Origin of the sequence: Pseudomonas sp. Z4-7 (genome assembly GCF_051131965.1) — a bacterium.
Lineage (GTDB): Bacteria > Pseudomonadota > Gammaproteobacteria > Pseudomonadales > Pseudomonadaceae > Aquipseudomonas.
The window spans coordinates 741,342-752,500 of sequence record NZ_CP071642.1 but is presented as its reverse complement, the minus strand read 5'-3'; the positions used below and the strand labels follow the sequence as shown (position 1 = coordinate 752,500).

Annotated in this window: 10 protein-coding genes (1 of these 10 only partly in view); 6 read left to right on the top strand and 4 right to left on the bottom strand. The window is 60.6% G+C overall.

Features of this window, described 5'->3' with window-relative positions; genetic code table 11:
- Window positions 1–847: the 5' portion of a CoA-acylating methylmalonate-semialdehyde dehydrogenase gene (locus J3P91_RS03265; protein WP_434602729.1), read on the bottom strand. 647 nt of this gene lie to the left of the window's left edge; the window shows 847 of its 1,494 coding nt (coding positions 1–847); it begins with the start codon at window positions 845–847; its stop codon lies beyond the left edge, outside the window.
- 62 nt (window positions 848–909) lie between these two features.
- On the bottom strand, window positions 910–2,259 hold the full coding sequence (locus tag J3P91_RS03260; protein WP_434602728.1) for an aspartate aminotransferase family protein: 1,350 nt from the start codon (window positions 2,257–2,259) through the stop codon (window positions 910–912).
- 121 nt (window positions 2,260–2,380) lie between these two features.
- Here J3P91_RS03260 and J3P91_RS03255 point away from each other — a divergent pair, with 121 nt between their 5' ends.
- The 5 genes from J3P91_RS03255 to J3P91_RS03235 all read left to right on the top strand — a co-directional run bounded on the left by J3P91_RS03255 (window position 2,381) and on the right by J3P91_RS03235 (window position 7,318).
- On the top strand, window positions 2,381–3,301 hold the full coding sequence (locus J3P91_RS03255; RefSeq protein WP_434602727.1) for a LysR family transcriptional regulator: 921 nt from the start codon (window positions 2,381–2,383) through the stop codon (window positions 3,299–3,301).
- Window positions 3,302–3,406: 105 nt separating this feature from the next.
- A complete protein-coding gene (locus J3P91_RS03250; protein WP_305497021.1) occupies window positions 3,407–4,057 on the top strand; it encodes a TetR/AcrR family transcriptional regulator in 651 nt (216 codons plus the stop codon).
- Between the two features lie 6 nt (window positions 4,058–4,063).
- Window positions 4,064–4,657, top strand: coding sequence for an IMPACT family protein (locus tag J3P91_RS03245; protein ID WP_434602726.1), 594 nt, complete (start codon window positions 4,064–4,066; stop codon window positions 4,655–4,657).
- 443 nt (window positions 4,658–5,100) lie between these two features.
- Window positions 5,101–5,787, top strand: coding sequence for an SDR family oxidoreductase (locus J3P91_RS03240; protein ID WP_434602725.1), 687 nt, complete (start codon window positions 5,101–5,103; stop codon window positions 5,785–5,787).
- A 172-nt stretch (window positions 5,788–5,959) separates the two neighbouring features.
- Window positions 5,960–7,318, top strand: a complete 1,359-nt coding sequence (locus tag J3P91_RS03235; RefSeq protein WP_434602724.1) for an 8-oxoguanine deaminase — start codon at window positions 5,960–5,962, stop codon at window positions 7,316–7,318.
- Between the two features lie 120 nt (window positions 7,319–7,438).
- Here J3P91_RS03235 and J3P91_RS03230 read toward each other — a convergent pair whose 3' ends face one another.
- Window positions 7,439–8,530: a calcium:proton antiporter gene (locus J3P91_RS03230; protein ID WP_434602723.1), complete on the bottom strand. Its 1,092-nt coding sequence runs from the start codon at window positions 8,528–8,530 to the stop codon at window positions 7,439–7,441.
- Window positions 8,531–8,717: 187 nt separating this feature from the next.
- Between J3P91_RS03230 and J3P91_RS03225 the strand changes: the two genes are divergently transcribed.
- A complete protein-coding gene (locus J3P91_RS03225) occupies window positions 8,718–9,671 on the top strand; it encodes an adenosine deaminase (protein WP_434569912.1) in 954 nt (317 codons plus the stop codon).
- Window positions 9,672–9,789: 118 nt separating this feature from the next.
- Here J3P91_RS03225 and J3P91_RS03220 read toward each other — a convergent pair whose 3' ends face one another.
- On the bottom strand, window positions 9,790–11,124 hold the full coding sequence (locus J3P91_RS03220; protein WP_434604982.1) for an MFS transporter: 1,335 nt from the start codon (window positions 11,122–11,124) through the stop codon (window positions 9,790–9,792).
- Window positions 11,125–11,159: the final 35 nt, after the last annotated feature.

Below are 11,159 nucleotides of genomic sequence, written 5' to 3'. Positions count from 1 at the left end.
TCGCCATGCAACGCTCACCGCATGAACCGTAAGCTGCGCCCATCAGCGCGCTGACGGCATTGTCCAGGTCGGCATCCGGCATCAACACCGCATGGTTCTTGGCACCGCCTAGCGCCTGAACGCGTTTGCCGCGACGAGTACCTTCGGCATAGATGTACTCGGCAATCGGCGTCGAGCCAACAAAGCTCAGCGCCTTCACTTCCGGCGCTTCGATCAGTGCATCCACGGCTGCCTTGTCGCCATGGACCACGCTCAACACCCCCTTGGGTAGACCTGCTTCCAGCAGCAACTGGGCGATCAGCAGCGTCGAACTCGGGTCACGCTCGGATGGCTTGAGGATGAAGCAGTTACCGCAGACGATCGCCAGCGGATACATCCACAGCGGCACCATCGCCGGGAAATTGAACGGGGTGATGCCCGCCACCACGCCTAAAGGTTGAAAGTCTGACCAGGCGTCGATGTTCGGTCCTACGTTACGGCTGTATTCGCCCTTCAGGATTTCCGGCGCTGCACAGGCAAACTCGACGTTTTCGATGCCGCGCTTGAGCTCACCGGCCGCGTCTTCGAGGGTCTTGCCATGTTCTTCGCTGATCAATTGGGCAACGCGCGACTCGTTCTGCTCCAGCAACTGCTTGAAACGAAACATCACCTGGGCACGCTTGGCCGGCGGCGTGTTGCGCCAGGCCGGGAAAGCCGCCTTGGCGGCATCGATGGCCTGCTGGACAGTTGCGCGATCCGCCAGCGGGACCTTGTGGATTGCTTGCCCGGTGGATGGGTTGAAGACGTCGGCCGTGCGTGCGCTGTCGCTCAGCAATTCGCCATTGATCAGATGCGGGATGAGGCTCATGGGGACTCCAGACAATTCGCTCGCCAGACGCTCTTGAACGAGCGTCTCTATATAGAAAGAAATCAGTCGATTTTATTCAGCACGTCACCGACCGCATCGAACAGACGATCCAGATCCTGCGGCTTGCTGTTGAACGTTGGTCCGAACTGCAGGGTATCGCCGCCGAATCGCACATAGAAACCGGCTTTCCACAGGGCCATCCCGGCCTCGAACGGACGCACGATGGCGTCGCCGTCGCGCGGGGCAATCTGGATCGCCCCGGCCAGGCCGAAGTTGCGAATGTCGATGACGTTCTTCGAGCCTTTCAAACCATGCAAGGCACTCTCGAAATGCGGCGCGACCTCGGCCACGCTTTGCACCAGGTTTTCCTTCTGCAACAGATCCAGTGCCGCAAGGCCAGCCGCACAGGCCACCGGGTGCGCCGAATAGGTATAGCCGTGGGGAAACTCCACCGCATATTCGGGCGTCGGCTGGTTCATGAACGTCTGGTAGATTTCCGAACTGGCAATCACCGCCCCCATGGGGATGGCGCCGTTGGTGACCTGCTTGGCGATGCACATCAGGTCCGGAACCACGCCAAAGCTATCCGCGCCGAACATCGAACCGGTGCGACCGAAACCGGTAATGACCTCGTCAAACACCAGCAGGATGTTGTGCTGGTCGCAGATCTGCCGCAGACGCTTGAGATATCCCTCAGGCGGGACCAGGACCCCGGCGGATCCGGCCATCGGCTCGACAAATACGGCCGCAATGTTGGAAGCGTCGTGCAGCTCGACCAATTTCAGCAGCTCATCGGCCAAGGCGATGCCACCTTCCTTCGGCATGCCACGGGAATAGGCATTGCTGGCCAGCAAGGTGTGGGGCAGATGATCAACGTCCATCATGGCCTGGCCGAACAACTTACGGTTACCACTGACGCCGCCCAGGCTGGTGCCGGCGATGTTCACGCCGTGATAACCACGGGCACGGCCGATCATCTTGGTCTTGGTGGCCTGTCCCTTGAGGCGCCAGTAGGCACGGACCATCTTCACTGCGGTATCGGCGCACTCGGAACCGGAGTCGGTGAAGAACACATGGTTGAGGTTGCCCGGGGTCAGGCTGGTGATCTTTTCCGCCAGTTGGAACGACAGCGGATGGCCGTACTGGAATCCCGGGGAATAATCGAGGGTGCCCAATTGCCTGGCGACCGCCTCCTGGATTTCCTTGCGAGTGTGCCCGGCGCCACAGGTCCACAAGCCCGACAACGAATCGTAGACCTTGCGCCCCTTGTCATCCGTCAGCCAGCTACCCTCGGCGGCGACGATCAAGCGGGGATCGCGTTGGAAATTACGATTGGCCGTGTAGGGCATCCAGTGGGCATCCAGCTTTAGCTGGCTGGCCAGGGAACCGACAGCGTGTTCGGGCATGTTCATCGACAAAACCTCGCAGGGTATGAGCGGCATGAAGCCAAGGCGTTCTTGCGGCTACGTTGCCACGACGATAAAGTCGGTGAAACCCAGCTTTTCTAACCTTCAGTCAGCGGACCACTAAACTATGAGCGCTCGTCGTCCCGATCCACTGGCCCAAGTCAGCGACTTCGATATCCGCTTGCTGCGCATTTTCCGCAGCGTGGTGGAATGCGGCGGGTTTTCGGCAGCGGAAACCGTGCTTGGCATTGGCCGCTCTGCCATCAGCCAGCAGATGAATGATCTGGAGCAGCGTCTTGGCCTGCGTTTGTGCCAGCGTGGGCGCGCGGGCTTTTCACTGACGGAGGAAGGGCGGGAAGTCTATCAATCGGCATTGCAGTTATTGAGCGCGCTGGAGAGCTTTCGCACCGAGGTCAACGGCCTGCACCAGCATTTGCGCGGTGAGTTGACAATCGGCCTGACGGACAATCTTGTCACCCTGCCCCACATGCGGATCACGCACGCCTTGGCCCAGTTGAAAGAACGCGGGCCGGACGTGCAGATCCAGATTCGCATGATCGCTCCCAACGAAGTCGAACAAGGCGTGCTCGATGGGCGCCTGCATGTCGGCGTAGTGCCCCAGGCCAGCGCCCTTTCCGGACTCGAATATCAACCGCTCTACAGTGAACGCTCGCTGCTGTATTGCGCAGTAGGTCATCCGCTGTTTTATGTGGACGACCAACAGCTCGAAGACGCTCGGCTCAACAGCCAGGACGCCATCGCGCCAACCTTTCGCCTGCCCGCCGAGATCCAGGCTCATTACCAGGCACTCAACTGCACCGCTAGCGCCTCGGATCGCGAAGGCATGGCGTTCCTGATCCTCACCGGACGTTACATTGGTTATCTGCCAGATCACTACGCCAATCTATGGGTTCAGCAAGGGCGGCTGCGAGCCCTCAAGCCCTTGGCACGTTTTTATGATCTGAGCCTGGCGTCGGTCACACGCAAGGGTCGCCGCCCGCACCTGGTGCTGGAAAGTTTTCTCGAAAACCTGGCGGCAACCCGCTGACATTTTTGCAGTACACAGCTTTTATGGCAGCAGCACTTGTCGGATCCGCGCCGGTGCGCTATGAACGCACTTGCCCGCCCCCACAGACCCAGCCCGGAAACGTCCATGACCTTTGAAGTTCCTGCCCATGGTGGCAAGCCTACCGGCCGTATTCGTCAAAAAAACGAGGAAACCATCCTCAGGGCCGCCGAGGATGAGTTCGCCCGTCACGGCTTCAAGGGCACCAGCATGAACGCCATCGCCTTGAAGGCCGGATTGCCCAAGGCGAACCTGCATTACTATTTCACCAACAAGCTCGGGCTCTACGTTGCCGTGCTGAGCAACATCATCGAATTGTGGGACAGCACTTTCAACTCCCTGACCGCCGAGGACGATCCAGCGCAGGCATTGACCCGCTACATCCGCGCCAAGATGGAATTCTCACGGCGCCAGCCCCAGGCATCGCGCATTTTCGCCATGGAAGTGATCAGCGGCGGCGAATGCCTGAGCGAGTATTTCAACCAGGACTATCGCGCCTGGTTCAAGGGCCGCGCGGCCGTGTTCCAGGCCTGGATCGATGCGGGCAAAATGGACCCGGTCGATCCGGTTCACCTGATTTTTCTGCTGTGGGGCAGCACCCAGCATTACGCCGATTTCGCCACCCAGATCTGCCGCGTGACCGGGCGTAGCAAATTGACCAGGCAAGACATGATCGACGCCGGCGACAATCTCATCCGCATCATTCTCAAAGGCTGCGGCCTGACACCAGACCTCTAGGACTCCATGCCTTATACCCTTGCCGGCTTTTGCGAATACCGTGAAGAAATCCGCAAAAGCCGTTTCATCACCTTCGCCGCCCCCATCACCAGCCCCGCCGAGGCACAGGCCTTTATAGAGCGGCACAGCGACCTGGACGCCACGCATAATTGCTGGGCATGGAAACTGGGCGACCAATATCGCAGCAGCGACGATGGCGAGCCGGGCGGCACCGCCGGGCGCCCGATCCTCGCGGCCATCCAGGCCCAGGATTGCGATCAGGTCGTGGTGCTGGTCATACGCTGGTACGGCGGAATCCAGCTGGGTACCGGCGGTTTGGCCCGCGCCTATGGCGGCGGTGCGAACAAATGCCTGCAAACCGCCGAGAAGGTCGAATTGATCAGCCGCGTAGCGCTGCGTTGCCTGTGCGGTTTCGCCGAGCTGGCCCTGGTGAAACTGCGGATAACTGAATGCGGCGGTCTGGTCCTCGCCGAGGATTTCACCGCCAACGGCGTGGAACTGCAATTGGCAGTCGGTGAAGAACACATCGAGAGCCTGCAGACGCGACTGGCCGACTTGAGTCGCGGACAGATACGACTTGAGCGCCCGGCAGCCTCATGAAAAAGGCACAGGTTTGCCCACATGCGCTGTGCACCTGCCTGTGGATAACCTGGGCGCATCCAGCTGTAACCCTTCTGTCATGCGGGTTTTCGAGCATTGTTCATTTTTCATACAAAAATTCGCCGATCCGGCGAATCCGTCAAAAAACAAATGGTTGCGATGCTTTATCGCCTTTAGAAGAAAGGCGCACAGGGCTTATGCCCGAGTTTCAGGCTTGCGCACAATAACTGTGGAGCAACCTGTGGATAACCCGTTCATGGCTCCAGCCGCCCCAAGAACAGCATGGCTTGCAGCCGTCTGATCATTTTTTAACCAGACATAATAAGGACCTGAACCTGATCGAAACCGCATGACCGCTCCCGACACGTTGTGCCGCAAGCTGAAACAACCGCCCGGGCAATGTTGTCCATTAACTCCGTGACTTTTCTTTCAAGGAAGCATTCATGAATTCGGCAAAAACCGCATTGATCATCGGCGCCTCTCGGGGACTGGGCCTCGGCTTGGTGAAGACGCTTCTGGGTGATGGCTGGAACGTGACCGCCACGGTACGTAACCCACAGAACGCCGAGGCCTTGAAGGCGCTGGGCCCGGTGCGAATCGAAAAGCTCGATATGGACGACCAGCAAGCGGTCATCGCCTTGAGCCAGCAGCTCAGGGACCAGACCTTCGACCTGTTGTTCGTCAATGCCGGCGTCAAAGGCCCCGACAACCAGAGCCCGGGCGGCGCAACGCTGGCTGAGGTCGGTCAGCTGTTCTTCACCAATGCCGTAGCACCGATCAACCTCGCCCAACGCTTCGTCGGGCAGATCCGCGACGGCAGCGGCGTGCTGGCCTTCATGAGCTCGGTGCTGGGCAGCGTGACCATGCCCGACGCCCCCGAACTGGCACTGTACAAGGCCAGCAAAGCCGCGCTCAACTCCATGACCAACAGTTTTGTCAGTCAGCTGGGCGAGCAGGCATTGACCGTGCTGTCGCTGCACCCGGGCTGGGTAAAGACCGACATGGGCGGCGAAGGCGCGGCCATCGATGTCGAGACCAGCACCCGTGGGCTGATCGATCAGGTCAATGCCTTTGCCGGCAAGGGTGGGCATCACTTCGTCAATTACAAAGGCGAGACGATTCCCTGGTAATCACCCCGATACCCCTGGAGCATCCATCCTGCAGGACTTTTGTCGGGCACTGGAAATGTGTCCGGGAACCTGAGTACACTCCGAACCGCGCCCTCCAAGGCGCCCCTGGATCAGCAGACAGGGCATCACTGAGCTGGCTAACCTGAACCCACTTTCAGAGGAGCCGGCCACCATGCCTGCGACCCGTACCTGGTTAAAAAATCCCCTCGCCATTTTCACGGCCAACGGCCTCGATGCCCGTGGCGGTCTCGTCCTGCAGGACGGTGTGATCGTTGAGCTGCTCAGCGCCGGGCAACAGCCCGCACAGCCTTGTGACACCGTGTTCGATGCTCGAGAACACGTGATCCTGCCGGGGCTGATCAACACCCATCATCACTTCTACCAGACCCTGACCCGCGCCTGGGCACCCGTCGTAAGCGAGCCGTTGTTCCCATGGCTGAAGACCCTCTATCCGGTGTGGGCGCGGCTGACTCCGGAAAAACTCGCGCTGGCGAGCAAAGTCGCGTTGGCCGAACTGCTGTCGTCGGGTTGCACCACGGCGGCCGATCACCACTACCTGTTTCCCGAAGGCCTGGAAAACGCCATCGATGTGCAGGTGCAATGCGTCGGTGAGCTGGGCATGCGCGCAATGCTGACCCGTGGTTCCATGAGCCTGGGCGAGGCCGACGGTGGCTTGCCGCCGCAGCAGACCGTGCAGCAGGGCCAGGTGATTCTCGACGACAGCCAGCGACTGATCGCTCGATACCATGAGCGCGGTGCCGGCGCGAAAATCCAGATTGCCCTGGCGCCTTGCTCGCCGTTTTCGGTCACGCCCGAAATCATGCGCGCCAGCGCCGAACTCGCGGAAAAGCTCGACGTACGCCTGCATACCCACCTGGCCGAAACCCTCGACGAGGAGGACTTCTGCCGGCAGCGCTTCGGCCTGCGCACCGTGGACTACCTCGACAGCGTCGGCTGGCTGGGCCCACGTACCTGGCTAGCCCACGGCATTCATTTCAATCCTGACGAAATCACCCGTCTCGGCGCCGCCGGAACCGGCATCTGCCATTGCCCCAGTTCGAACATGCGCCTGGCCTCGGGCATTTGTCCGACGCTTGAACTGACCGCAGCCGGCGCGCCATTGGGCCTTGGGGTGGACGGCTCGGCGTCCAACGATGCGTCGAACATGCTGCTGGAAACCCGTCAGGCGCTATACATCCAGCGCTTGCGCTATGGCGCGCAAGCGATCACGCCGGAAAAGGTGCTGGGCTGGGCGACCCGAGGCTCGGCCCAATTGCTGGGACGCAGCGACATCGGCGAACTGGCAGAGGGCAAACAAGCCGACCTGGCGATGTTCAAGCTTGATGAGTTGCGCTTTTCCGGCAGCCACGATCCGATCTCGGCCCTGCTGCTGTGCGGTGCTGATCGGGCGGACCGGGTGATGGTCGCGGGTCAGTGGAGAGTGATCGATGGACAGGTCGAAGGGCTGGACCTGAAGGGCTTGATTGCCGACCACAGCCAGGCGGCGCGAGAGCTGATCGCGGGTACCTGACCCGACCAGAAAACCTGCGGGAACGAGCCTGCTCGCGATAGCGGTTTCATATCCGGCACTGATATTGACTGACCTGGCCCAATCGCGAGCAAGCTCGCTCCCACAGAGACTGTGACAGGTTCAAAGACCGAGCAACGACAACATGATAAACGTGGCAAACAGCACAAAGTGGGTCATGCCCTCGATGGCGTTGGTTTCGCCATCATTGAGGTTGATGGCGCTGACGATCAGGGTGATGAAGGTCATCACCGTCTGCACCGGGGTCATCGCCATCTGGAAAGGCTGGCCGGTGTAGAGGGCCATGGCTTCCATCACCGGCACCGTCAGGATCACGGTGGACAGCGACGCGCCCAAGGCGATGTTCACCACCGACTGCATGCGATTGGCCAAGGCTGCGCGCAGGGCGGTGAGAATTTCCGGCGCAGCGGAGATGACCGCCACCAGAATTGCCGTGACCACCGGCGGCGCGCCGGAGCCTTCCAGCCCGAGGTCGATAGCCTTGGACATGACTTCGGCCAGCGCACCGATGACCACCACGCCGAACACCAGTGCGCCGATGGAGAACGCCAGGCTGATGGGTTTCGGCTCGGCTTCCACCGGTTCCTTCCTGCGGCGTTTTTCCGGGTAGCTGTAACTGAAGAAATAGCTGTGTGGCCCCACCTGCATGCGCAGAAACAACGTATACAGAACGATCATCGCGCCGATGGTGAATGCCGAATAATGCTTCCAGTTTTCCTGCGGAATAAACTCCGGCACCACCATCGACACGCCCATGGCGGTGAGGATCATCACGCTGTAGGTACGCGCCGAATCGTCGTTATAGACCTGCTCGCCGTGCTTGAGCCCACCCATCAGCGCCGCCAGCCCGAGAATGCCGTTGATATCGAGCATCACCGCCGAATAGATGGTGTCCCGTACCAGGGTCGGCGACGCCTCGTTACTCATCATGATCGCCAGGATCACCACTTCCACCAGCACCGCCGACAAAGTCAGGATCATCGTGCCGTAAGGATCACCGACCTTTTCCGCCAGCAACTCGGCGTGATGGGCCACGCGCATGGAGGCGGCGACAATGAAACCGATCAGCACCAGGCCGCCACCCAACGCCACGACCTGCCCGCTGCCCAGCAGCCAATGCTCCAACGGGTAGGCGACAAAAGCGGCAAGCAGGGCCAGCAGCAGCAATTTTTCTTGCTTGATCAACGTCAGCATTGTGGGCCTATCGCCATGGACGGGTCATGAGCTACTAGACTGTGACGTGACGGGAACGTTTCCTTCGGATGTGCCGTAGCTGTCGTTCAGGCTTGCGCGGTTAGTGGATCAGCCGGTCAGGTTTTACCAGACATCGGCGTCCACCCCTGTAGAATGCCCGCCATTGATTCGCTGATGAGAAAAAAACATGTACGACTGGCTTAACGCCTTGCCCAAGGCTGAACTGCACCTGCACCTAGAAGGCTCGCTGGAGCCCGAGCTGCTGTTTGCCCTGGCCGAACGCAACAAGATCGCCCTGCCGTGGAGCGACGTGGACACCCTGCGCCAGGCCTATGCCTTCAACAATCTGCAGGAGTTTCTCGACCTGTATTACCAGGGCGCCGACGTGCTGCGCACTTCCCAGGATTTCTACGACCTGACCTGGGCCTACCTGCTGCGCTGCAAGGCACAGAACGTGATTCACACCGAACCGTTCTTCGATCCGCAGACCCACACCGACCGGGGCATTCCATTCGAAGTGGTACTCAACGGTATCGCCGCCGCCCTCAAGGACGGTGAGCAACAACTGGGCATCACCAGCGGCCTGATCCTGAGCTTCCTGCGTCACCTGAGCGAAGAGCAGGCGGAAAAAACCCTCGACCAGGCGCTGCCCTTCCGCGACGCGTTCGTGGCCGTCGGCCTGGACAGCTCGGAGATGGGCCACCCGCCGAGCAAGTTCCAGCGGGTGTTCGACAGGGCGCGCAATGAAGGCTTCTTGACCGTCGCCCACGCCGGCGAAGAAGGCCCTCCCGAGTACATCTGGGAAGCCTTGGATCTGCTGAAAATCCAGCGCATCGACCACGGCGTGCGAGCCATCGAAGACGAGCGGTTGATGCAGCGGATCATCGACGAACAGATCCCCTTGACGGTTTGCCCGTTGTCCAACACCAAGCTGTGCGTGTTCGATGATATGTCGCAGCACAACATCCTCGACATGCTCGAACGCGGCGTGAAGGTGACGGTGAACTCCGATGACCCGGCGTACTTCGGCGGCTACGTCACCGAGAACTTCCACGCATTGCACACGCATCTGGGCATGACCCAGGACCAGGCCAGGCGGTTGGCGCAGAACAGCCTGGATGCGCGGTTGGTGAAACCTTAAGACTGGCGATGATCCTTTTGTGGGAGCGAGCCTGCTCGCGAAAGCGGTGAGTCAGTCGACATCATTTTCGGTTGTCGGACCGCCTTCGCGAGCAGGCTCGCTCCCACTTGGATGAGCTTCAATCGACGGCCGTACCCTCGCTCAACTCCTCCAGCGTCTTGCCCCGCGTCTCCATTCCAAACAACCAGACCACGCCCGCCGCCACGGCAAAACACAGGGCGCCAAGGGCGAACACTCCGCCCTGCCCGGTGATCGGAAAGACCAAGCCGGTCACCAGCGGTCCAAGCAGCGAACCGATGCGACCGACCGCCGAGGCAAAGCCCGATCCCGTGGCTCGCGCCGAGGTGGGATACAGTTCCGGGGTGTAGGTGTAGAGCACTGCCCACATGCCGAACAGGAAAAACTGCATCAGCAGCCCGGAGCTGATCAGCAGCGTGACGTTCCCGCCAAACACCGCGCTCTGGCCATAAAGAAATGCCATGACCCCGCCGCCCAGCAGCGTGATGACACACACCGGTTTACGCCCCCACCGCTCCACCAGCCAGGCCGCCATCAGGAAACCGGGAATCCCGCCGAGGGAAATCAGCACCGTGTAATAAACCGACTGGGTCACCGCAAACCCCGACTGCTGCAGCAGCGCGCTGAGCCAGGACGTCAGCCCGTAGAACCCAAGCAAGGCAAAAAACCAGACGCTCCAGATCATCATCGTGCGCTGGCGGTACAGCGGTGACCAGATCTGCGCCAGAGCCGAAAAGAAATTGCCGGGCGCCGTCGCCAGTGTCGGCAGGCGAATCGGTTCGGGCAGGTCCTGGCGACCCAGCGAGGCCCGGACCTTGTCTTCGATCCGCTTGAGCACGGCATCCGCCTCGGCGCCCCGCCCCGCCTGTTCCAGCCAACGTGGCGACTCGGGGATGAAGAAGCGGATCACCAGGACGAACACCGCCGGCACCGCCAATACCAGGAAAATGTCCCGCCAGCCGATCAGCGGCAGCAGGAAATACGACAGCACCCCCGCCGCCACGAAGCCCAGCGGCCAGAAGCCATCCATCAAGGCGATGTAGCGTCCGCGCTGCCTCGCCGGGATCAGCTCCGAGAGCATCGATTGGGCAATCGGAAACTCCATGCCCATGCCGACGCCCAACAGGATGCGAAACAGCGTCAGCATCTCCACGTCCTGGGCGGTGGAACACAGGTAACTGGCGAGCCCCCACAAGACGATGCTCCACTGGAACACCGGTTTGCGTCCGAAGCGATCGGCAAGCAGTCCCGACAACGAGGCGCCCAGCACCATGCCGAAAAAGCTTGAACTGGCCAACAAACCGGCCTGGGCGGCGCTCAAGCCGAACTCGGTTCTGATCGAGCCCAGCAGGAACGTCATCATGGCCAGATCCATGGAATCAAAGAAAAAAGCCAGCGCGATAATAATGAAGATGACCCGGTGATAGCCGCTCATGGGCAACCGCTCAAGACGTTCCGCTGCACTGTAAA

Bases quoted from the DNA above. Each gene is read 5' to 3' on its own strand.
- J3P91_RS03260 (WP_434602728.1), bottom strand. From the start codon at position 2,259: ATGAACATGCCCGAACACGCTGTCGGTTCCCTGGCCAGCCAGCTAAAG.
- J3P91_RS03255 (WP_434602727.1), top strand. From the start codon at position 2,381: ATGAGCGCTCGTCGTCCCGATCCACTGGCCCAAGTCAGCGACTTCGAT.
- J3P91_RS03250 (WP_305497021.1), top strand. From the start codon at position 3,407: ATGACCTTTGAAGTTCCTGCCCATGGTGGCAAGCCTACCGGCCGTATT.
- J3P91_RS03245 (WP_434602726.1), top strand. From the start codon at position 4,064: ATGCCTTATACCCTTGCCGGCTTTTGCGAATACCGTGAAGAAATCCGC.
- J3P91_RS03240 (WP_434602725.1), top strand. From the start codon at position 5,101: ATGAATTCGGCAAAAACCGCATTGATCATCGGCGCCTCTCGGGGACTG.
- J3P91_RS03235 (WP_434602724.1), top strand. From the start codon at position 5,960: ATGCCTGCGACCCGTACCTGGTTAAAAAATCCCCTCGCCATTTTCACG.
- J3P91_RS03230 (WP_434602723.1), bottom strand. From the start codon at position 8,530: ATGCTGACGTTGATCAAGCAAGAAAAATTGCTGCTGCTGGCCCTGCTT.
- J3P91_RS03225 (WP_434569912.1), top strand. From the start codon at position 8,718: ATGTACGACTGGCTTAACGCCTTGCCCAAGGCTGAACTGCACCTGCAC.
- J3P91_RS03220 (WP_434604982.1), bottom strand. From the start codon at position 11,124: ATGAGCGGCTATCACCGGGTCATCTTCATTATTATCGCGCTGGCTTTT.